This is a genomic window from Mixta tenebrionis (genome assembly GCF_006517625.1).
Classification (GTDB): domain Bacteria; phylum Pseudomonadota; class Gammaproteobacteria; order Enterobacterales; family Enterobacteriaceae; genus Mixta; species Mixta tenebrionis.
In genome coordinates this window covers 336,312-358,078 of record NZ_VHQI01000004.1, presented here as the reverse complement: position 1 = coordinate 358,078, position 21,767 = coordinate 336,312, and the positions used below count along the sequence as shown (strand labels likewise).

The 21,767-nt window shown below is 62.8% G+C and carries 18 protein-coding genes; 11 read left to right on the top strand and 7 right to left on the bottom strand.

Annotated elements, in window-relative coordinates:
* The first annotated feature begins 45 nt into the window (after window positions 1–45).
* Together nuoM and nuoN are read left to right on the top strand one after the other, a co-directional pair.
* Window positions 46–1,566, top strand: a complete 1,521-nt coding sequence (gene nuoM / locus FKM52_RS08915) for an NADH-quinone oxidoreductase subunit M (RefSeq protein ID WP_141175846.1) — start codon at window positions 46–48, stop codon at window positions 1,564–1,566.
* 6 nt (window positions 1,567–1,572) lie between these two features.
* Entirely contained in the window at window positions 1,573–3,030 is a 1,458-nt protein-coding gene (nuoN, locus tag FKM52_RS08910) for an NADH-quinone oxidoreductase subunit NuoN (protein ID WP_141175845.1), read from the top strand.
* Between the two features lie 119 nt (window positions 3,031–3,149).
* On the opposite strand, the gene FKM52_RS08905 is transcribed toward nuoN, so the two are convergent.
* Complete coding sequence (locus FKM52_RS08905) at window positions 3,150–4,232, bottom strand: pectinesterase family protein (protein WP_141175844.1); 1,083 nt, start codon at window positions 4,230–4,232, stop codon at window positions 3,150–3,152.
* 749 nt (window positions 4,233–4,981) lie between these two features.
* Between FKM52_RS08905 and FKM52_RS08900 the strand changes: the two genes are divergently transcribed.
* A complete protein-coding gene (locus FKM52_RS08900) occupies window positions 4,982–5,437 on the top strand; it encodes a GNAT family N-acetyltransferase (protein ID WP_244316918.1) in 456 nt (151 codons plus the stop codon).
* 35 nt (window positions 5,438–5,472) lie between these two features.
* Here FKM52_RS08900 and FKM52_RS08895 read toward each other — a convergent pair whose 3' ends face one another.
* Together FKM52_RS08895 and FKM52_RS08890 are read right to left on the bottom strand one after the other, a co-directional pair.
* Window positions 5,473–6,030: an NADPH-dependent FMN reductase gene (locus FKM52_RS08895; protein WP_141175843.1), complete on the bottom strand. Its 558-nt coding sequence runs from the start codon at window positions 6,028–6,030 to the stop codon at window positions 5,473–5,475.
* Between the two features lie 125 nt (window positions 6,031–6,155).
* Window positions 6,156–7,814: a glucan biosynthesis protein D gene (locus FKM52_RS08890; protein ID WP_141175842.1), complete on the bottom strand. Its 1,659-nt coding sequence runs from the start codon at window positions 7,812–7,814 to the stop codon at window positions 6,156–6,158.
* Window positions 7,815–8,070: 256 nt separating this feature from the next.
* Here FKM52_RS08890 and elaB point away from each other — a divergent pair, with 256 nt between their 5' ends.
* The 8 genes from elaB to FKM52_RS08850 all read left to right on the top strand — a co-directional run bounded on the left by elaB (window position 8,071) and on the right by FKM52_RS08850 (window position 17,194).
* Window positions 8,071–8,436, top strand: a complete 366-nt coding sequence (elaB, locus tag FKM52_RS08885; protein ID WP_141175841.1) for a stress response protein ElaB — start codon at window positions 8,071–8,073, stop codon at window positions 8,434–8,436.
* A 191-nt stretch (window positions 8,437–8,627) separates the two neighbouring features.
* Window positions 8,628–9,977, top strand: a complete 1,350-nt coding sequence (locus FKM52_RS08880; RefSeq protein WP_246085513.1) for an isochorismate synthase — start codon at window positions 8,628–8,630, stop codon at window positions 9,975–9,977.
* A 66-nt stretch (window positions 9,978–10,043) separates the two neighbouring features.
* Window positions 10,044–11,711 carry a 2-succinyl-5-enolpyruvyl-6-hydroxy-3-cyclohexene-1-carboxylic-acid synthase gene (menD, locus tag FKM52_RS08875; RefSeq protein WP_141175840.1) on the top strand — a complete coding sequence of 556 codons (1,668 nt, stop codon included), beginning with the start codon at window positions 10,044–10,046 and terminating at the stop codon, window positions 11,709–11,711.
* Complete coding sequence (gene menH / locus FKM52_RS08870) at window positions 11,708–12,478, top strand: 2-succinyl-6-hydroxy-2,4-cyclohexadiene-1-carboxylate synthase (protein WP_141175839.1); 771 nt, start codon at window positions 11,708–11,710, stop codon at window positions 12,476–12,478. Before menD ends, menH begins: the two co-directional genes overlap by 4 nt.
* 17 nt (window positions 12,479–12,495) lie before the next feature.
* The gene (gene menB, locus FKM52_RS08865; protein ID WP_141175838.1) at window positions 12,496–13,353 is read left to right on the top strand and encodes a 1,4-dihydroxy-2-naphthoyl-CoA synthase; all 858 of its coding nucleotides are present in this window, start codon (window positions 12,496–12,498) and stop codon (window positions 13,351–13,353) included.
* Window positions 13,353–14,315, top strand: a complete 963-nt coding sequence (gene menC / locus FKM52_RS08860; protein ID WP_141175837.1) for an o-succinylbenzoate synthase — start codon at window positions 13,353–13,355, stop codon at window positions 14,313–14,315. Before menB ends, menC begins: the two co-directional genes overlap by 1 nt.
* A complete protein-coding gene (gene menE / locus FKM52_RS08855; RefSeq protein WP_141175900.1) occupies window positions 14,315–15,676 on the top strand; it encodes an o-succinylbenzoate--CoA ligase in 1,362 nt (453 codons plus the stop codon). The genes menC and menE overlap by 1 nt, the downstream gene beginning before the upstream one ends.
* A 321-nt stretch (window positions 15,677–15,997) precedes the next feature.
* On the top strand, window positions 15,998–17,194 hold the full coding sequence (locus FKM52_RS08850) for a nicotinamide mononucleotide deamidase-related protein YfaY (RefSeq protein WP_141175836.1): 1,197 nt from the start codon (window positions 15,998–16,000) through the stop codon (window positions 17,192–17,194).
* An 81-nt stretch (window positions 17,195–17,275) separates the two neighbouring features.
* Here FKM52_RS08850 and dhbA read toward each other — a convergent pair whose 3' ends face one another.
* From dhbA to FKM52_RS08830, 4 genes are read right to left on the bottom strand one after another with little or no spacing between them, the layout of a single operon-like run.
* Window positions 17,276–18,025: a 2,3-dihydro-2,3-dihydroxybenzoate dehydrogenase gene (gene dhbA, locus FKM52_RS08845; protein ID WP_141175835.1), complete on the bottom strand. Its 750-nt coding sequence runs from the start codon at window positions 18,023–18,025 to the stop codon at window positions 17,276–17,278.
* Window positions 18,012–18,890, bottom strand: a complete 879-nt coding sequence (locus FKM52_RS08840; RefSeq protein WP_141175834.1) for an isochorismatase family protein — start codon at window positions 18,888–18,890, stop codon at window positions 18,012–18,014. The genes dhbA and FKM52_RS08840 overlap by 14 nt, the downstream gene beginning before the upstream one ends.
* A complete protein-coding gene (locus tag FKM52_RS08835) occupies window positions 18,887–20,509 on the bottom strand; it encodes a (2,3-dihydroxybenzoyl)adenylate synthase (protein WP_141175833.1) in 1,623 nt (540 codons plus the stop codon). Before FKM52_RS08835 ends, FKM52_RS08840 begins: the two co-directional genes overlap by 4 nt.
* Window positions 20,506–21,687 carry an isochorismate synthase gene (locus FKM52_RS08830; protein WP_141175832.1) on the bottom strand — a complete coding sequence of 394 codons (1,182 nt, stop codon included), beginning with the start codon at window positions 21,685–21,687 and terminating at the stop codon, window positions 20,506–20,508. The genes FKM52_RS08835 and FKM52_RS08830 overlap by 4 nt, the downstream gene beginning before the upstream one ends.
* Window positions 21,688–21,767: the final 80 nt, after the last annotated feature.

Sequence of the window (21,767 nt, the reverse complement as noted above, 5' to 3'; positions counted from 1 at the left end):
TACTACCGCGGCTCATGCAGGACTAGAAAAGGGACCGTAACCGCCATGTTATTACCTTGGCTAATTGTTATCCCGTTTGTCGGTGGCTTCCTCTGCTGGCTGGCTGAGCGCTTCGGTGCCAGAACGCCGCGCTGGATCGCGCTGATTACAATGGGTCTGACGCTGGCGCTTTCATTGCAGCTCTGGCTGCAGGGAGGCTATACACTGACCCAGGCCGCAGGCATTCCGCAGTGGCAGTCTGAGTTTTCCGTTCCCTGGATCCCGCGCTTCGGCATCGATTTTCACCTGGCGCTGGACGGCCTGTCGCTGCTGATGGTGGTGCTGACCGGCCTGCTGGGGCTGATGGCGGTACTCTGCTCGTGGAATGAGATCGAGAAATATCAGGGCTTCTTTCACCTTAACCTGATGTGGATTCTGGGCGGCGTGATCGGCGTGTTCCTGGCGATCGACCTGTTCCTGTTCTTCTTCTTCTGGGAGATGATGCTGGTGCCGATGTATTTCCTCATCGCGCTCTGGGGTCACAAGGCATCGGACGGTAAAACGCGTATCACCGCCGCTACCAAATTCTTCATCTACACCCAGGCGAGCGGCCTGGTGATGCTGATTGCCATTCTGGGGCTGGTATTCGTGCACTATCACGCAACCGGCGTCTGGAGCTTCAACTATGAAGTGCTGCTGCACACGCCGATGTCGCATACGGTGGAATATCTGCTGATGCTGGGCTTCTTTATCGCCTTCGCGGTAAAAATGCCGGTGGTGCCGCTGCACGGCTGGCTGCCGGACGCGCACAGTCAGGCGCCGACCGCCGGTTCCGTCGACCTTGCGGGCATACTGTTGAAAACCGCCGCCTACGGTCTGCTGCGCTTCAGCCTGCCGCTGTTCCCCAACGCCTCGGCGGAGTTTGCTCCCATCGCCATGTGGCTGGGGATTATCGGCATCTTCTACGGCGCCTGGATGGCTTTCTCGCAGACCGATATCAAACGTCTGATCGCCTACACCTCGATTTCCCATATGGGCTTTGTGCTGATCGCCATCTATACCGGCAGCCAGCTGGCCTTCCAGGGGGCGGTAGTGCAGATGATCGCGCACGGTCTCTCCGCGGCGGCGCTGTTTATTCTCTGCGGCCAGCTTTACGAGCGTCTGCACACGCGTGATATGCGACAAATGGGCGGCCTGTGGGCGCGCATTAAATGGATTCCGGGCCTGTCGCTGTTCTTTGCGGTGGCGAACCTTGGTATGCCGGGCACCGGTAACTTCGTCGGGGAGTTTATGATCCTGACCGGCAGCTTCAAAGAGGTGCCGACCATTATCGTTATCGCTACCTTCGGTCTGGTATTCGCCTCTGTTTATTCGCTGATCATGATGCAGCGCGCCTACTACGGCGCGCCGAAGTCGGAGACGCCGCTGCGCGGCATGTCGCCGCGTGAGTTCATTATGATTATGGTGCTGGTGGTTCTGCTGGTGCTGCTGGGGATCTATCCGCAGCCGATTCTGGACACCTCACATGCTGCGATGAGCAACATCCAGCAGTGGTTTACCGCTTCAATTTCAACTACAAGGCCGTAATTCGCCATGACAATAACTCCTCAACAACTGATCGCGCTGCTGCCGCTGTTGATCGTCGGATTGACGGTGGTGGTTGTGATGCTGTCCATTGCGTGGCGACGCAACCATTTTGTCAATGCGACGCTGACCGTAATTGGCCTTAACCTCGCGCTGCTCTCGCTCTGGTTTGTTGGTCAGGCCGGGCCGATGGACGTCACGCCGCTGCTGCGCGTCGATGGTTTCTCAATGTTCTATACCGGCCTGGTGATGCTGGCGAGCCTGGCGACCTGCACCTTCGCTTATCCCTGGCTGCAGGGCTTCAGCGACAACTGCGATGAGTTCTATCTGCTGGTGCTGATCGCCGCGCTGGGCGGCATAGTGCTGGCGAGCGCCAACCATATGGCCTCGCTGTTTATCGGCGTTGAGCTGCTGTCGCTGCCGCTGTTTGGTCTGATCGGCTACGCTTTCCGGCAGAAACGCTCGCTGGAAGCGGCGCTGAAATATACCATTCTGTCGGCGGCGGCTTCGTCGTTCCTGCTGTTTGGCATTGCGCTGGTCTACGCCGATTCCGGCAGTCTGAGCTTTGTCGGCTTCGGGAAAAGCCTGACCGACAATATGCTGCATCAGCCGATGCTGCTGGTAGGGCTGGGAATGATGATTATCGGCCTCGGCTTCAAACTGTCGCTGGTGCCGTTCCATCTCTGGACGCCGGATGTTTATCAGGGCGCGCCCGCGCCGGTTTCCACCTTCCTCGCCACCGCCAGTAAAATCGCTATCTTCGGTGCGCTGATGCGTCTGTTTATGTATGCGCCGGCTACCGACAGCGAAGCGGTGCGCAGCGTATTGTCGATTATCGCCGTGGTTTCCATTCTGTTTGGCAACCTGCTGGCGATTAGCCAGAGCAATATCAAGCGTCTGTTGGGCTACTCCTCTATCTCCCACCTCGGCTATCTGCTGGTGGCGCTGATTGCGGTGCAGTCACATCAGATGTCGCTGGAAACCGCAGGCGTCTATCTGGCGGGCTACCTGTTCAGCAGCATCGGCGCATTCGGCGTGGTCAGCCTGATGTCCAGCCCGTACCGCGGCCCGGATGCCGATTCGCTCTATTCCTATCGCGGCCTGTTCTGGCATCGTCCGGTGCTGTCGGCGGTGATGACGGTGATGATGCTGTCGCTGGCGGGTATTCCGCTGACGCTGGGCTTTATCGGTAAGTTCTACGTTATCGCGCTGGGCGTTAACGCCTCGCTGTGGTGGCTGACCGGCGCGGTAGTATTAGGCAGCGCCATCGGCCTCTACTACTATCTGCGCGTTACCGTCAGCCTCTACCTCAGCCCGCCTGAGCTGCACAACCGCGATACGCCCGCTAACTGGGGCTTTACCGCCGGCGGCGTGGTGGTGCTGATTTCGGCGATTCTGGTACTGCTGTTGGGTATCTATCCGCAGCCGCTGATTAGCCTGGTTCAGCTGGCGCAGCCGCTGATGTAACGCAGAAACAGCATGCAGGCCCCGTAGCGATACGGGGCTTTTTTTTGTCCGCGGTGTTTTCATTTGGCCGTCAGCAGGCGCCCGCAGCGTGCCGCGAGCGCTAAAAGCAAAAGCGCGCCTTATTTTAACCGCTGCGGTTCCCAGCCGGCGAAAATGGCCTGTAGGTTGTACTGCTGCGCTGCCGCTTCAGTAAGCTGATAGCGTTCGCCGCCTTGTCCGGCGCCCGGCCCGCGGTTGGCGAACTCCCAAAAACGGCTCTCTTCAGGATAAAACCACTGCTTTTCTCCAGCCCGGTTCTTGCCGGACATCTTGTCCCAGCCGTAGATATGGTCGTCGATTTCGCAGTTGATAAAGGCCGCCAGACCAATAGCGTTCGGATCGGCGTAGCGTCCGTCGTCAAACTGGGTTGTAGGATGCCAGGGACGCCCCAGCGCAAAACTCTTCGCCGGCACGCCAGCCTCTTTGCTCAGCCTGCTGTTAAAGAAGATCAGCCCGTACCGTTGCGTCGAGGGGGTGGAGGGCGCGGTGATATAGCCAAGCGGCGGCGTGATATCGCTGCGTCCGCGCGCTACGATGTCGCAGCGATCGAATACGGCGATGCCGGCGCCGAAGATAAAGTCGACGTGGCCGCTTATCCGGCAGTCGGTAAAGTAGCTGCGGCTGCCGCTTTTGCTGTAAAAAGTATCCTGAAAGCCTTCCAGCGTCACCTGACGAAAGCGGGCCCTGTCGGTGTTTTCCGCCACCATCAGCGCCACCGCCTGGGTATCCTTCAGCTTATGCGGATGGTCTGCGGGCAGGGCCGCATTGGCCGGAAAATCGAAGCTGTTGCGGATGGTCAGGTTTTCCAGCGTCACGCCGCTGGCGCGTATCTCAACGGTGCTGGTGCGCGAAGTGCCCAGCTTCGCGCCGCTGCTGTCCAGCGCTCCGGCGGGCGTACTGGCTTCAATCTGCGTCTCCTCACGCGACTGTCCGACCAGCGTTACCGGCCTGTCAACCACCAGCCGTTCCTGCCAGCGCCCGGATTTTATCAGGATGCGCCACGGCGTACCGCTTGTCGGCGCCGCCGCCAGCGCCTGAGCGATAGTGGCATACTCCCCTGGCTGCGGCGTCGGGGAAACCACCGCGTTCCATATCGTCGCCTGAGCGTGGGCGCTGAGAGTAACGCCCGCCAGCAGCGCTGCGGCGCAAAATAATGGTTTCATTAGTTTCTCCTTATGGTAGTCATCAGGCGGCCTGCGTCGTGGTCTGGGCGAGCAGCCCGACGATGACGGCGCAGGCCGTAAATAGCGCCCCCACGCGTTTGAGCGTTAAAAAGTGAGAAAATATTGCCGGCCCGCTTTTCGCTATGCTACCGCTTTAAAAGAGGCGTGCGTTTCGCCGTGGTGCTGATATTCCCGGAATTATGTCGGCGCGCTAAACGAAAGCGCATTAATATCGGGCGGGTGACGCCGTTTATTGCTTAATTAAATTTATAAACCTGATTTTTATTTATTTTGAAAAGATGTTCTGGGATATTGATCTGATATTGATAACGGCAGCTAAATTAGCCTGGCGGCCTGCCGATAAAGATAATCTTAATCAGTCATACTTTATAAATCTGCGTAATAACAGCAGCTTAAGTTTGACTGGCCGGTTTGGGTGTCAGGGGGAGAAAGGCGGCGGATAAAACAACAGTTTCTGACGGATAAATATTTTCCTGGCCTGACGCCGCGCTCTGCCGGCCATCGCGCAAATAAACGCACTAAACGCAGGACGCCTTTGCGCGTCCGTGCTTACGCCGCGCCGTGAGTCGTGATTTAATAATACAGCTGCGGCGAGCGTAGTCCGTTTCCGCTCTGGCGCAGCTGAGTTCTGGCGCGCCGTTTAGCTTGCGCTGATATAAGCTGACGCTGCCCGACCTAATCAACAGAAACGGCGGCGCGCCTGAGGCGGAGACATAGTTTGCGGAGGGATGAGAGTGGAATTAACCTGGTATGATCTGCATCACAGCGAGCTGAGCGTGCATCAGCTGTATGACATTCTGGCGCTGCGCAACCGCGTTTTTATCGTTGAACAGCAGTGCGCCTATGAGGATATCGACGGCCAGGATTTAGCGCGTGATAACCGGCATATCTTTGCGCTTGGCGAAGGGCGGCTGCTGACCTGCGCGCGGCTGCTGGCGCCGGTAGATGATAACGGCCCGGTGACTATCGGTCGGGTGATCGTTACCAGCGAGGCGCGCGGCCTGCGCCTCGGCTACCGGCTGATGGAGCAGGTGATGGTAAGCTGCCAGCAAAACTGGCCCGATCGTCAGCAGGCGCTCTCCGCGCAGGCACATTTGCAGGCTTTTTATATGCGCCTCGGTTTTAAGCCGGTCGGCGATATCTATCTTGAGGACAATATTCCGCATATCGCGATGGTGAAATAGCCGGCGATAACGGCGGCGCGGGCGGAGCCTGCTGCTCAGCCTTTGGCCTGGCGGCTAAAATCGGCAAACGCCTGCAGCTGTTTGCTGAGAAAAGTGCGGGTGGCTTCATCTACCAGGCTATTTTCCTGCACTTTGTCGCTGACCTGTCCAATCATCGCTTCCGGTTTATTCATCACGCGCGCGTCGAAAAACACCAGAATCTGACGCAGATGATACTGGGCGCGAGCGCCGCCGATATTGCCCGGCGAGGCGCTCTGAATCAGCACCGGCTTAGCGGCAAGCGGGTTCGGAGAGACGCGCGACAGCCAGTCGAGCGCGTTTTTCAGCACTCCCGGCACCGAATAGTTATATTCCGGCGTAACGATAATGACGCCGTCCGCCTGCGCAATCGCTTCAGCCATCGCCAGCACCGGAGCCGGAAAGCCCTGTTCCTGCACGTCAGCGTTGTAATGCGGAAAATCGCCGGGCGAGCCAAGGTGAGTAATGGTGACGTTTGCCGGCGCCAGCTCCGGCAGCGTATGCGCCACCGCTGCGTTAAACGATCCCTTACGCAGGCTGCCGACCAGCGTGACGAACTGCTTGTTATCGCTCATTTATCCTTTCCTTTTGCTATGTTATGAAACGTATCCGGAGTTCAGTATAAAAGTCATTACGCGCCTGCGCCCGATAACGCCGTCGGGCGCGCAATAAAAACGGCGAGATTATCTCGCCGCTGTGATTAGCCTGCCGTCATCTGGCGATCATCCACATATTTGCGCTGATCCGGCGGCGGCGGGAAATACTGATAAAGCCAGGTTTCGCTCAGCGTCTCCTCACTGGTGCGCAGGAACATGCGCATCTCCACCGGATCGACGGCGTCGCTAGTGGGATACCAGTCAAACAGAATGCGATAGCCGTTCAGCGGCTCCACATACAGAATCTCCACCTGCTTAATGGTGCCGGCAGAGACGGTAATAACCGGCTCGATGCCCTTTGACGCGGCGGCTTTCAGATCGCCGCCGACAAAGTCCACGGCGAAGCGGCGGCACCAGACTTCCGGGAAATGTTCGCCCGGCGCCCAGCCCTCCGGAAAACCGCCGATGCCGGAGCGGGTAGCCTCAACGCGCGCCAGCTCGCTGCGTACCGGCGGCAGGCCGCTCCAGTAGAGTTTGTACTGAAAAGCGCGCGCATCGCCCGCGCGCATCGGCTGCTGCGGCTGCCAGAAGCAGACCACGTTATCCAGCGTTTCGCCGGTGGTAGGGATCTCCATCAGGTTGATGGCGCCTTTGCCCCAGTCGCCCACCGGCTCGACCCACAGGCTGGGCCTTTTGTCATACCAGCCGATAACATCCTGATAGTCTTCAAAATTATGATTGAGCTGCAGCAGACCAAAGCCGCGCGGGTTCTCATCCTCATAGGCGTTAAACTGCAGCTTGCGCGGGTTATTCAGCGGGCGCGCAATCCATTCGCCCTTGCCGGTCCACATCGCCAGCCGGTCAGAGTCATGAATCTGCGGATGATAGGTATTGCACATCCGCCGCTCGCTGTTGCCGCAGCTGAACATGCTGGTCATGGGCGCGATGCCGAGCTGGCGAATAGCTTTACGCGCATAAAGATGGTTTTCCACCTCCATCACTACCCGCTTCGGCTCACAGTGAATCACAAATTTATAGGCGCCCGACAGGCTGCTGCCGTCAAGCAGGGCATAAACGGTGAAGGTGGTGTCATCCGCCCTGGGCGTCTCAAACCAGAAGGCGACAAAATCAGGAAACTCCTCCTGGCCGCTGCTGAAGGTGTTTACCGCCACGCCGCGCGCCGACAGGCCATACTGATAAGTTTCATCCACCGCGCGGAAATAGCTGGCGCCAAGGAAAGAGACAATATCGCGTCGCGCCAGCTCCGGCTGTTTAAACGCGCGGAAGCCGGCGAAGCCGAGATCGGTTTTGCCTGCCAGCTGTTGGGTATCGACGCTGGCGTTATGGTAGTTAAACAGCTCCGGGCGGAAGTGAATTTCGCGCGCTTCGCGGCTGGCGGCATCGACGCTGAACATGCGGATGCGGCGTTTAAAACCCATGCCGACGTGGAAAAACTGCACGTCCAGCTGGCGGTTATCGATATCGTTCCACAGCGAATGGCCGGCGTCGTACTGGATAGCGTTATAGGCCTGCGGCGTCATGGTCGCCAGCGTATCAGGCAGCGGACCGGGCGCGCCGCCCCAGGGTTTCTGCGCCATGTCGGCGGCTTTTTTCTTCAGCACCTCAAAGTCGAAGCGCGTCGCAGCGCCGTCGGCGATGCCATCTTCTGCCCAGGCGGATGGCGCAAATAGCGTGGATACGCCGGACATGCCGCTGACCGCAGCGAATGCCATTGACGTTTTCATAAACATTCTTCGGTTCATGCCAGAAACGATTCCCTTGTGCTGAACGAGTTTGTAGTGGTCGCGCCCGCTTACCACGGCGGGGCCGGGGTTACCGTCAGCTACGACAGGCGGGAGCGGTAAAAATTCAGTACCTGCAAAACTTATCAGATTAATCAAATAAAACTATGGATTTTACTCCGTTACCTTCAGGTAATTGCTGGCGATGCGAACGCGCGCGCGGCGGAAAACTGTCTATAGTTAGTGAACATGCATATGTTTTACACGGAGGAAGAAAATGGCTGAAACCACTGACCCGCAAAACAAACGCGATCCGTTGCTGACGGAAGATCCGCTGCTTAGCGGCGAACCGCAGGAAACGCGGCTGGATGACGATCTGACGCTGCTAACCGAAACGCTGGAAGAGGTGCTGAAATCCTCCGGCGATCCGGCCGATAAAAAATATATCGAGCTGAAGGCCAGAGCGGAGCAGGCGCTGCATGACGTTAAACAGCGCGTCAGCATGGCGTCCGACTCCTACTATTATCGGGCGAAGCAGGCGGCCTGCCGTGCGGATGACTACGTGCATGAAAAGCCGTGGCAGGGTATCGGCATCGGCGCTACCGCCGGTCTGATCCTCGGCCTGCTGCTGGCGCGACGTTAATCCCTGCGGCGCGCAGCCGGGCGGCACGTCTCCCGTCGCCGGCCGGCTGCGTGATAAGCGCGCATCTTTAGCGCAGGCTGGATAAACATCCAGCTGAATGCGCGGCAAAACATTAGTCAAACTGTTCTGCATCAACATTCCACCCTGACGACCCTCTTACACTAATTACCTCTTTTTACTTAGGAGGTTCTGTGTATTCGCTCTCTGCCGCTTACGCTGCATTGCTGGCCCAGCTGGCTGACGTTAACAGCGACGAAGCGGGCTGCCGCGCGCTTACCGTTCCCCTTGATGCCGCCGGCGATTCTCTTGCCTGGCTCAGCGCCCAGCCACAGCGCCCGCAGTTCTGGTGGCAGCATCGTTCAGGTCATGAGCAGGTGGCGCTCTGCGGCGCTATCGCACGTTATCAAACGCTGTATCAGGCTGAGCAGGCCTGTCGCCGTCTGCCGGCCAACTGGCGTATCTGGGGCGGCAACCGCTTTGAGGCGGCCAACAGCTTTTTCTTTCTGCCGCGCCTGATGTGGCGTCGCGATCGCCGCGGCGACCGGCTGACGCTGTTTCTCTACAGCGAGCGCAGCCTGCGTGAAGACGCCCAGCTTGCCGCGCGCTTTCTGCGTCAGCTGCAGCCGCCGCAGCCGCTGCCGCCGCTTGCCGCAAACTTACAGCGGCGCGTTTGCCAGCCGGAACAGGCGGAGTGGCATCAGCGGGTGGAAACCGCGCTGGCGACCATCGCCAGCGGCGTGCTGGAAAAAGTGGTGCTGGCGCGCAGCGCCGATCTGTTCTGGGATCGTCCGCTGCCGCCGGAGGCGCTGCTGGCGGCCAGCCGCCGCGTTAACCCGCGCTGTTACCAGGTTATGCTGCGCCCTGATAACGAAAGCGCGCTGGTTTGCGCCAGCCCGGAGCGGCTCTGGCTGCGTCAGCAGAACGAGCTGCTGACCGAAGCGCTGGCGGGCACCGTCGGCTGCGATAGTCAGCCCGCCGTGGCGCAGCAGCAGGCGCAGTGGCTGCTGCAGGATCGGAAAAATCTGCGGGAAAACGGCCTGGTGGTGGAGGATATCTGCCAGCGGCTGCGGCGCATGGTCAGCGGGCTGGAGGTGATGCCGGTCGAGCTGGTGCGCCTGCGCAATTTGCAGCATCTGCGGCGGCGCATTCACGGCGAGCTGCGCAGCCGCAGCGACGCGCTCTGCCTGCAGCGTTTACAACCCACCGCGGCGGTAGCGGGATTGCCGCGCGCGGCGGCGCGCGCCTTTCTGCAGCGTCATGAACGGCTAAGCCGCGACTGGTATGCCGGTTCGCTGGGCTTTATTTCCCGCCAGAAAAGCGAATTTTGCGTCACGCTGCGCTGCGCCTGGCTAAGCGGCGAACGGGTGCGGCTGTATGGCGGCGCCGGCATCGTCGCCGGCTCCGATCCGCTGCTGGAGTGGCAGGAAACGGAAAACAAAATGGCGGCGCTGGCGGCGCTGCTGCCGGTTGCCGCCCCGGCGCCGGCGGACCAGAGAAAAGCCCAGACGCCGCTGCCTGCCGCCGCCGCCCCGGCCGATTGACTACCCCGACGCTTTGCGCCTGAGACAATCCGATGCGAGACGCCGTTAACCTATTGGGAGAGGACTATGTCCGTCAGTAGCTTCAACCGCCGCTGGGCGGAGCTGATTATCACCGTGCTGACGCGCCACCAGGTGCGCCATATTTGCATCGCGCCAGGCTCTCGCTCCGCGCCGTTAACGCTGGCCGCCGCCGGGCAGCCCGCTCTGACCTGTCACACCCATTTTGACGAACGCGGCCTGGGGTTTTTTGCGCTCGGCATGGCGAAAGGGTTAAACGCGCCGGTGGCGCTGATTGTCACCTCCGGCACCGCGGTCGCCAACCTGCTGCCGGCGGTGATTGAAGCGCAGCTTACCGGCGAGCGGCTGATTGTGCTGAGCGCCGATCGTCCGCCGGAGCTGATTAACTGCGGCGCCAACCAGGCGATTATCCAGCCGGGAATATTTTCCCATTTCGCCCGCCGCTGCGATTTGCCGCGTCCGACGCCGGAAATCGACGCGCGCTGGCTGGCCGCCACGCTGGACGAAGCGATCGCCGCCGCCCAGACGGGCGCGCTGCATATTAACTGTCCTTTTGCCGAGCCGCTCTATGGCCCGGAAGATGACGCCTGGCGCGACTGGCTGGCGCCGCTGGATGAATGGCAACAGCAGCAGCGTCCATGGCTCAGCCATCATGCTTCGAGCGCGGCGACGCCGCAGCCTGACTGGGCCGAATGGCGCAAAAAGCGCGGCGTGGCGGTCGCCGGGCGTTTGCCGGCCGGACAGGGCCTATTAGTGGCGCGCTGGGCGGCAGAGCAGGGATGGCCGCTGCTGGCGGATGTGCAGGCGCAAACCGGACAGCCGCTGCCCTGCGCCGATCTCTGGCTGAACAGCCCGCAGGCGCAGCAGCTGCTGGGCCAGGCGGAGCTGGTCGTGCAGTTTGGCGCTAACCCGATCGGCAAACGCCTGCTGCAGTGGCAGCAGCGGGCGCGTCCGCAGCAGTGGTGGCTCATCGATCCGCTGCCGGGACGGCGCGATCCGGCGAACCAGCCCGGACGACGATTTATCTGCGACGTCAGCGCCTGGCTGCGGGCGCATCCGGCGCTGAAGCAGCAGCCCTGGGCGCCGCAGCTGGAGACGCTGGCCGTTCGTATGCAGCGTCAGGCGGGCGCGGCGGTGGTTGAAGTTGACGAGGCGCAGATGGCGCACCGGCTGGCGGAACTGCTGCCGCCGCATGGGCAGCTGTTTCTCGGCAACAGCCTGCTGGTGCGGCTGGTGGATGCGCTGGCGCAGCTGCCGGCGGGCTATCCGGTCTACAGCAACCGCGGCGCCAGCGGCATCGATGGGTTGATTGCGACGCTGGCCGGCATCCAGCGCGCCTGTCCGCAGCCGCTGCTGGCGCTGCTGGGCGATATCTCGACGCTTTACGATCTCAACAGTCTGGCGCTGCTGCGACAGACTACCGCGCCGCTGGTGCTGGTGGTGGTCAATAATAACGGCGGACGCATCTTCTCGCTGCTGCCGACGCCGCCCGACAGGCGCGAAGCGTTTTTTACCATGCCGCAGGCGGTTAACTTTGCTCCGGCGGCGCAGATGTTCGGTCTTGATTATCGGCTGGCCTCCAGCTGGGCCGCGCTGCAGGAGGCGGTTCAGCACGGCTTTAGCCGGACGGGGACGACGCTGGTGGAGTTTAGCGTGCCGCCGGAGAGCGGCGCCGAGGTCTTTGCGCGGCTGGTAACTATGGGGGCGCAGCTATGATTCTGCACGCCCGCTGGCAGGGACATCGCCGCAGCTGCAAGCCGACGCTGGTCTGGCTGCACGGCTTTCTCGGCTCGGCTGAGGAGTGGCTGCCGGTGCAGCAGGCTTTTCCCGACTGGCCGATGCTGAGCATCGATCTGCCCGGTCACGGCGGCTCGCGCAGCCAGCGCGTCAGCGGCTTCGACGCGCTTAACGCGCAGCTGAGCGCCACGCTGCGCCATCATCAGATTGATCATTACTGGCTTATCGGCTATTCGCTCGGCGGGCGCGTGGCGATGCACTACGCCTGTCGCGCGGCGCTACCGGGCCTGTGCGGACTGGTAGTCGAAGCGGGACACCCCGGCCTGTGCGACCATCGCCAGCGTCAGCTGCGGCTGGCGCGCGATCGGCAGTGGGTTCAGCGCTTTCGCGATCTGCCGCTGACAACCACGCTGGAAGCCTGGTACCGGCAGCCGCTGTTTATGGATTTGACCGAACAGCAGCGCAGCGAGCTGGTAAGGCAGCGCAGCGCCGGCCACGGCCCCTCGCTGGCGGCGATGCTGAGCGCCACCTCGCTTAGTCATCAGCCCAATCTGCTGCCGGAGCTGCGCCGGCTGCGCGTGCCGTTCAGCTACCTGTGCGGCGAATGGGACAGCAAATTTTTACAGCTGGCGGTAGAGGCGCAGCTGCCGCTGCATACGCTTCCCGGCGCCGGACATAACGTTCATCGCGCCGCGCCCGCCGCCTTTAGCGATCGTCTGGCGCAGCTGCTGCGCCAGCCTACCTGACTTTATGGAGACCCTGAATGCTTTATCCTGACGACCAACAGCTTACCGCACCCGTTGAATGGCGCGACTGCAGCGGCGACTTTACCGATATCCGCTACCACAAATCGCCGGAGGGCATCGCCAAAATCACCATCAACCGTCCGCAGGTGCGCAATGCGTTTCGCCCGCTGACCGTGCAGGAGATGATGATGGCGTTGCAGGACGCGCGCTATGACGAAGGCATCGGCGTAATTATTCTCACCGGCGAAGGCGATAAAGCGTTCTGCGCCGGCGGCGATCAGAAAGTGCGCGGCGACTACGGCGGCTACCAGGATGAAGGCGGCGTACATCATCTTAACGTGCTCGATTTTCAGCGCCAGATCCGCAACTGCCCGAAACCGGTGGTGGCGATGGTGGCGGGCTACGCGGTGGGCGGCGGCCACGTGCTGCATATGCTGTGCGACTTAACCATCGCGGCGGATAACGCGCGCTTTGGTCAGACCGGGCCGAAAGTCGGCTCCTTTGACGGCGGCTGGGGCGCTTCCTATATGGCGCGCATCGTCGGCCAGAAAAAGGCGCGCGAAATCTGGTTCCTGTGCCGCATGTATGATGCGCAGCAGGCGCTGGAGATGGGGCTGGTAAATACCGTGGTGCCGCTGGCGCAGCTGGAAACCGAAACGGTGCGCTGGTGCCGCGAAATGCTGTGCAACAGCCCGATGGCGCTGCGCTGTCTGAAGGCGGCGCTGAACGCTGACTGCGACGGTCAGGCGGGTTTACAGGAGCTGGCCGGCAACGCCACCATGCTGTTCTATATGACGGAAGAGGGGCAGGAGGGGCGCAACGCCTTTAATCAGAAGCGCCAGCCCGATTTCCGCCCGTTCCGGCGTAATCCCTGATGCGTCAGGCGAAGCTGTGGCGCTATGCCGTCCCGATGGAAAGCGGCGTGGTGCTGCGCGACAGGCGCCTGACGCAGCGAGAAGGCCTGCTGGTGCAGCTGCAGGAAGGCGAACGACAGGGCTGGGGCGAAATCGCGCCGCTGCCGGGCTTTAGTCACGAAACCCTGACGCAGGCGCAGCAGGCCGGAGTCGCCTGGCTGGCCGACTGGCGCGCTGCCAGACCGGTTGCGGAGAGCCATCTGCCGTCGGTGGCTTTTGGCCTGAGCTGCGCCTGCGCCGAACTGCGCGGCGAATTGCCGGAGGCGGCGAGCTGGCAGAGCGCGCAGCTCTGTCAGGGCGATCCGGACGAACTGCTGCTGCAGCTGGCGGCGCAGAGGCCGCCGTGCGCCAAAATGAAGGTTGGGCTGTATGAAACGGCGCGCGACGCCATTCAGGTAGCGCTGTTGCTGGAGGCGTTGCCGACGCTGCCGCTGCGGCTGGACGCCAACCGCAGCTGGACGTTAGAAAAAGCGCGGCGTTTTGCCGATCGCCTGACGCCGGCGCAGCGCGCGCGCATCGCTTTCATTGAAGAACCCTGCCGCACGCCGGAAGAGAGCCTGCGTTTCGCCGCCGAAAGCGGCATCGCCATCGCCTGGGATGAAAGCCTGCGTCAGCCCGATTTTCAGCTTAGCGCCCAGCCGGGCGTCGTGGCGGTGGTGATTAAGCCGACGCTGAGCGGCGGCATTGCGCGGCTGCGGCACATCGTTGCCGGCGCGCAGCGGCTGGGATTGCAGGTGGTGATCAGCTCGGCGCTGGAATCGAGCCTCGGCCTGACGCAGCTGGCGCGCCTTGCCCGCTGGCTGACGCCGCACGCTACGCCGGGGCTGGATACGCTGTCGCTGATGCGTCAGCAGCTGGTGCGGCGCTGGCCCGGCTGTGAACTACCGTTACAGGAGCAGGGGCAGTGGACGCGGATTTGCTGATGCACGATTTTCCGTGGCGCCGGCTGGCGCAGATGAGGCCCGACGCCGTGGCGATCCTTACCCCGGCGGAGACGCTGAGCTGGCGCGCGCTGGCGCAGCGGCTGGACGCCCTCTGCGCCGGCTTTCAGCAGCAGGGCGTGCAGGCCGATATGCTGGTGGCGCTGCGCGGTAAAAACAGCCTCTCTCTGCTGCTTGCCTGGCTGGCGTTGATGCAGGCGGGCGCCGCGGTATTGCCGCTCAATCCGCAGCTGCCGCCCGCCACGCTGCAGCCGCTGCTGTCAACGCTGCGCCCCGATTTTATGCTTAACCTGGCCGATGCGCTGGCGGAAAGCCCCGCTCAGCTGGCGCTGCGAAGCGCTGCTTTGCCGCCGCGCCGCCGCTGGCGGCCTGATGCTATCGCTACGCTGACGCTGACCTCCGGCTCCAGCGGGTTGCCGAAGGCGGCGGCGCACGATTACCGGGCGCTGTTCGCCAGCGCGGCGGGCGTCAATCAGCTAATGAATTTTAGCGCCGACGAGCGCTGGCTGCTGTCGCTGCCGCTCTGTCACGTTTCCGGCCAGGGCATTGTCTGGCGCTGGCTGCTGGCCGGCGGCGGCCTGGCGATCCCGGATGCAAAGACGCCGCTGGCGCAGGCGCTGGCGGGCTGTGGCTTTGCTTCGCTGGTGCCGACCCAGCTGTGGCGGCTGTTGCAGCTGCCGCAGCCGCCCGTCGGGCTCAAGGCGGTGCTGCTGGGCGGGGCGGCGATTCCGCCGGAGCTGGTGGCGCGCGCCGAGGCGGCGGGCATTCGCTGCTGGTGCGGCTACGGCCTGACGGAGAGCGCGGCGACGGTGTGCGCCAAACGCGCCGATGGTCAGCCCGGCGTCGGTTTACCGCTGGCCGGGCGCGAGGTACGCATCGTCGATGAGGAGATCTGGATTCGCGGCGCGACGCTCGCCTGCGGCTACTGGCGGGAAGGGCGGCCTCAGCCGCTGACCGACGCGCAGGGCTGGTTTCATACCCGCGATCGTGGCCGCTGGCATCGGGGCGAACTTCAGGTGCTGGGCAGAGTGGATAATCTGTTTTTCAGCGGCGGCGAAGCGGTACAGCCGGAGAGCATCGAAAGTCTGCTGCTACAGCATCCTGCCGTCAATCAGGCCTTTGTGCTGCCGCAGCAGGATGAAGAGTGGGGCGCCAGGCCGGTAGCGCTGCTGGCGCTGGAGGCCGGCTGGCAGCTGACAAACGTAGCCGACTGGGCGCAGTCGCGGCTGGCGAGTTTTCAGCGGCCGGCACGCTGGCTGCCGCTGCCGGAGCATCTCAACGAAGGCGGCATTAAGCTGTCGCGTCAGCGGCTGGCGCAGTGGCTGCGGGCGCAGTCCGGTTAATTAATCTTACTGGGGCGCTGCGCCCCCGCCCGCAGCAGCGCCGCCTCATCATTCATCAGGTTAGCGGCGCCCCGCTGTCAACGCCGCTGGCATTTTCCCCGGAAACGCTCCTGTCGGTGGCAGATAAAACTGTAGCTATGGCTGCCGAAGCCGCAAATATTGCGTTCGGCATCGGCGCCGCCGCGCTCAGCGGCGACGGGAGAGAAGCGCAGCGCCGGGAGAGGGCCGCTATCTCTGAAACTGTGCGCCGCCGGGAGATTTACGTTGTATTCGCCTGCGCGCCTTTCTACAGTAAAAGCATCAACCACAGGAGGATGTGAAGTGATTAGAGTGGAAATGCTCTCGACGGGCGATGAAGTGCTGCACGGTCAGATTATCGATACCAATGCGGCCTGGCTGGCGGATATGCTGTTTCAGCACGGGCTGCCGATGAGCAGCCGCGCCACCGTCGGCGACAGCCTGAGTTCGCTGGTGGAGACGTTAACCGAGCGTAGCCAGATTGCCGACGTGCTGATTGTTAACGGCGGGCTGGGACCGACCAGCGACGATCTCAGCGCGCTGGCGGCGGCTACCGCCTGTGGCGTGGAACTGGAACTACAGCCGGCGTGGCTGGAAAAGATCGAAGCGTTTTTCGCCAGCCGCGGGCGCCCCATGGCGCCCAGCAACCGTAAGCAGGCGGAAATCCCGGCGGGCAGCGAGCTGATTGATAATCCGGTTGGCACCGCCTGCGGCTTCGCCGTCACCCTTAACGACTGCTGGATTTTCTTCACTCCCGGCGTGCCGTCGGAATTTAAGGTAATGGTGGAACAGCAGATTCTGCCGCGCCTTAAGGCGCGCTATGCGCTGACGGAGCCGCCGATCTGCCTGCGCTTAACCACCTTCGGGCGCGGCGAGAGCGATCTGGCGGCGGAGCTGGAGCCGCTGCCGCTGCCGGAAGGCGCGGTGATGGGCTACCGCTCCTCGATGCCGATTATTGAGATCAAGCTGACCGGTCCGGCCGCGCAGCGGACGGCAATGGAACAGGCCTGGCAGCAGGTGCGCTTACAGCTGGCGGAATGTACGCTGTTTGAAGGCACGGAAGGGCTGCCCGCGCAGCTGGCGCGTCAGCTTAACCAGCGTCAGCTAAGCCTGACCGTCAGCGAACGTTTCAGCGCCGGGCTATTGCAGTGGCAGCTGGCCTCGGCGCAGGTGCCGATGCGGGCAGGCGAAGTGCTGCCCGCCGGCAAAGAGACGCTGCAGGCGCTGGCGCAGCAGGCGCAGCAGCGGGCCGCCGCGCAGCAGGCGCCGCTGGCGCTCTGCGTCGGTTCGCTACAGGATGAGCAGCTCGGCTTTGCGCTCTCTACGCCGGATGGTCTGTTTGCGCAGCGCGTGAAGTTCAACAATCAGCGCCACACGCTGGAAACGCGCCAGCAGCTGGTAGCGATGATGGCGATGAATATGCTGCGCCGCTGGCTGCACGGTATGGAAGTCAGCACCGGTCACGGCTGGGTTGATATTGTGGAAACGCTGAAAGCGTAAGCGGCGTCTGCCTGGCGCAACCGTCGCAGTGAAAAAGAGCGGGCGGACCAGGCCCGGTCTTTTTTCGTCCGCGCTGCGCCGTCAGGCGCCCAGCGTGGCGCCGCCGTCAATCACTATATCCTGCAGCGTAATATGGCTGGCCGCGTCGGAGGCGAGAAAAAGCACGCAGCTGGCGATCTCATCCGGCAGAGCGATTTTGCCCAGCGGAATGCCCAGCTTAAACTGCGCCGGCAGCCCTTCAATCAGGCGCTGGCGCGCCGCGGGATCGTCGCCCAGCATCTTCTCCAGCATCGGCGTCAGCGTGGAGCCGGGGGAAACCAGATTGCAGCGAATGCCCCAGGGCGCTAACTCCAGTCCGGCGCTCAGGCAGAGACTGCGCATCGCCGCTTTTGAGGCGCAGTAAACCGCCATATTGACGCGCGGCGCGTGGGCGGCGTTCGAAACAATCGAGACGATATTTCCCCGGCGCCGCCGCTGAAAATGGGGAATGGTCAGCTGAAACAGATTAAAGGCCGCCCCGGCGTTAACGTTCAGCGACTGCTGCCACCTGTCCCAGCTAATGGTTTCCAGCGCCCCCAGCCGCAGAATGCCTGCGCCGTTCACCAGCACATCCAGATCGCCCGCCGCCAGCAGAGGCGCGCACACCTCCCTGACGGCGGCGGGATCGCTGAGATCCAGCGTTACGGCAGTAAAAGGCGGATTACGGCGCGGAAAGGCGAGATCGAAACCGATCACCTTCGCGCCCGCCTCAACAAAGCGCATCGCGACCTGCTCGCCGATGCCGCTGCCGGCGCCGGTTACCCAGACGGTTTGCCCGCTAAACGGCATCATGTTGCCTCCCGCCGTTCAGCAGCGCCAGCCAGGCCGCCAGCGTCGGCTGTTTTACCAGCGCCACAAAGTCCAGCTCATGTCCCTCTTTACGCCAGCGCGAAGCCAGCGACATGATACGTACCGAATCCAGACCATAGTCGAGCAGGTTGTCGTCGTCGGCCAGCTGTTGCGTATCCTCATCCAGCATCGGCGCCAGCAGCGCCAGCAAAGCTTCCCGATGCCAGCCCGGCTGCGGGGCGGGCAGCTCATCGAGCGCGCAGGCGGTAGTCAGCACCCGACCTGAACGTCCGGCGGTATAGCGCAGCGCCATCTCATGCTCCTGTCGGCTAAAATCCGCCAGCGCGTCCGCCACCATAAACGGCTGGATATCACGCATAAAGGCGTCGGTAGCGGTGGTCAGGCAGCCGATATGGGCGTAGATGCCGCCGATCAGCAGCTGGTCGCGTTGCAGGGCGTGAAGCCGCGCTTCCAGGTCGCTACGCTGAAAGGCGCTGTAGCGCCACTTCACCAGCACGCAATCCTGCGGAGCGGGGGAGAGAGCCGAAACGATCCGCTGCTGTTCCGGCGAACGGTTAAGGCCAGGCCCCCAGATATCATTCAGCAGCGCCCGCTCTTTGTCGCTCTGTTTACCGGGCTGGGCGGTATAAAACACCGGAATATTCAGCTGATGGCAGCGCTGGCGCAGCGCGGCCAGATTTGCGATAACCTGACCGATCATCGCGCTTTCGCGATGCCAGAAATTCAGGAAATAGTCCTGCATATCGTGGATAAGCAGCGCGCAGCGCTGCGGCTCAAGCTGCCAGCGCACTCTGTTTTCCGGCAGCGCGGCAGGCAGCGGATAATCTTTTAGCTGGGGAATCGTCATGATAAACCTCCTTCACCGGCAGCGGCGGCCAGCGCCCGCAGCCGTTGTTTATTGATTTTGCCCACCGGCGTCAGCGGCAGCGTAGAGAGAAAAATGAAACGATCCGGCAGCTTATAGTCGGCGATGCCCAGATCGCGCAGGTAGCGTCGCAGCGTCACCGCTTTCACCGCCTCACGGCTGACGATAAAGGCGCAGCTTTTCTCGCCCATCATTGCGTCAGGGGCCGCCACCAGCGCGGCGTGCAGCACAGCCGGATGGCGCAGCAGCAGATGCTCAATTTCCTCCGCCGCCACTTTTTCTCCGCCGCGATTGATCTGATCCTTCTCCCGGCCCACCACCTGCAAATAGCCGTCGGCGAGCTGGATCACCACGTCGCCGGAGCAGTAAAAGCCGTCATTGTTAAACACGGCGCGGTTATGCTGCGGGCTGCGGTAGTAGCCGCGAAAGGTGTAGGGGCCGCGCGTCATCAGCAGTCCCGGCTTGCCGGCGGGCAGCGGGTTGCCGTCGGCGTCGGCGACCCACACCTCGTCATCCTCGCTGATCGGTTTGCCCTGGGTAGTAAAGCGGTGCAGATCGTCATCGTCCAGGCGGGTGTAGTTCACCAGCCCTTCCGCCATGCCGAAAACCTGCTGCAGCTGGCAGCCCAGCTCGGCGGGAATGCGGCGCGCCAGCGACGGTTCAATGCGCGCGCCGCCGACCTGCAGCAGCGTCAGACTGCTCAGCGCTTCGGCATTGCCCGCCAGCCGCACCGCCTCCAGCCAGACGCTGACGGCGGGCGGCACCAGTGCGACATGGTTAAGCCGATGGCGCGAGATCAGCGGGAAGCAGCTGTCCGGGCTGGGATCGGGCGCCAGCGCCACCATGCCGCCGGCGTAAAAAACGCCCAGCGCGCCGGGAGAGCTCAGCGGATAGTTGTGCGCCGCGGGCAGCGCGCAGAGAGAGCGGGTGTGGGCGCTGACGCCGCACAGCGGATTACTGGCGCGAACGCTGTAGTAATAGTCGTTGTGGGTGCGCGGGATCAGCTTGGGGGTGCCGGTGCTGCCGCCGGAGAGCTGGAAAAACGCGACCTCATCGGCGGGCGTCGGCGTCGGCGTGAAATCGCCCGCCTCTTCCTGCAACAGCTGACTGAGATCCAGCCGATCCGCCGGGGCGGCCTGATGCAGCAGCACGGTTTGCAGCGTGGGGCAGCGCGCCCTGAGCGCCTCGATAAAGCCGTCGTCGGCGAAAAGGCGATGACGTCGATCGGCAATCAGCAGCGCAGGGGCGATCTGATCGGCGTAGGCGACCAGCTCGCTGCGCTGATGGCTGAACAGCGCATTGACCGGCGCCACGCCGAGATGCAGCAGGGCGAAAAAGACGATGTAAAATTCCGCCTCGTTGCCCAGCTGCACCAGCGCGGTTTGGCCGCGCCGCACGCCGCGCCGCGCCAGCGCCGCCGCCAGCCGCAGCGCGGCGTCGTTCAGCTGTCGGTAGCTTAAGGCTTGTTCGTTACAGAGGATGGCTGTTTCGCTCCGTCCGGCATGGCGGGTGAGAATATCGGTCAGCGGCAGGTCGATCCAGTAGCCTTTTTCGCGATAGCGGCGGGCCAGCGCCGGCGGCCAGCGATTAAAGACGATCATGAGGCCTCCTGGAGCTGCGCGCAGCCAAGCGCCTGCAGCATGGTGCCGAGCTTAACGCCGGTTTCGTACCATTCGTTTTCCGGCTGCGAATCGGGCACGATGCCGGCGCCGGCGAACAGCGTAATGCGCTGCGGCTGAATATGACCGCAGCGTATGGTCACCACCCATTCGCCGTCGCCCTGCGCATTGCACCAGCCGACAATGCCGCCAAACCAGCCGCGCCGGAACGGCTCCAGCCGCTGAATCAGCGCGTGGGCGTGCCGGCAGGGCGCGCCGCACAGCGCCGGGGTAGGATGCAGCAGGCAGGCCAGCGACAGGGCGTTTTCCTGCGGATGCCGCACGCAACCCTGTACCCGCGTCGCCAGGTGCCAGAGCGTCGGCGTGCTGATAAGTTCCGGTTCCGGCAGCGTCAGGGAGCGACAGCGTTCCGCCAGCTGTCGCCGGATAGCGTCGGCCACAATCTGATGCTCATGCCGATCTTTACGCGAAGCGAGCAGCGCCGCGCGCAGCCGCATATCCTGCGCCGCATCGGCGGAGCGGCGTGCCGAGCCGGCCAGCGGCATGGAGTCAATCCGCTCGCCCCGTTTGCGCAGCAGCAGCTCCGGGCTGGCGCCGATTAACACGCCATCCGCCAGCGGCAGATGAAAGTTGTAGCTGGCCGGATTCTGGCGATTCAGCCGCTGCCACAGGCGCAGGGCGCTCTGCGGCTGCGGCAGTTCGATATGCAGCAGGCGCGACAGCACCACTTTTTGCAGTTCGTCGCGCTTAAGCTGACGCAGCGCGGCGCTGACCATCCGGCAAAACTCATCGTGGTCGGGCTGGAGGCGGCGGGCGCCCTGCGCCAGCGTTTGCGCCGCCGCCGGCGCGGCGGCTATCGCCGTGCGATCGAGCCAGTGATATTCCGCCGGGGCGTACAGCGCGCTGGGCTGGCTTTTATCGAAGGGAATCGCGCCGACAACGATGGGATTCTCTACTCCGGCGTGGCGGGCCTGCTCAAAGAGCTGCTGCAGGCGCAGCTGAAACGTGCTGCTGGCGAGGTGACCATCCCCGGCGGGTTCGGTCAGGGAGGCGATCCGCCCGCGGGCCAGCAGGCTTTTATGGGGCGAAAGGAACAGCGTATCTTCAGGATGAAGGGGTTGGCGCAGCGTTATACGTGGCGCATTGGCGATACCAGACAAAATAAAATCCCTCTTGTTGGTTTGATTGGCGCGCCGCTGCCCGCCTCCCTCTTCAGGAGAGCGAATCCGCCTTGCCGTTA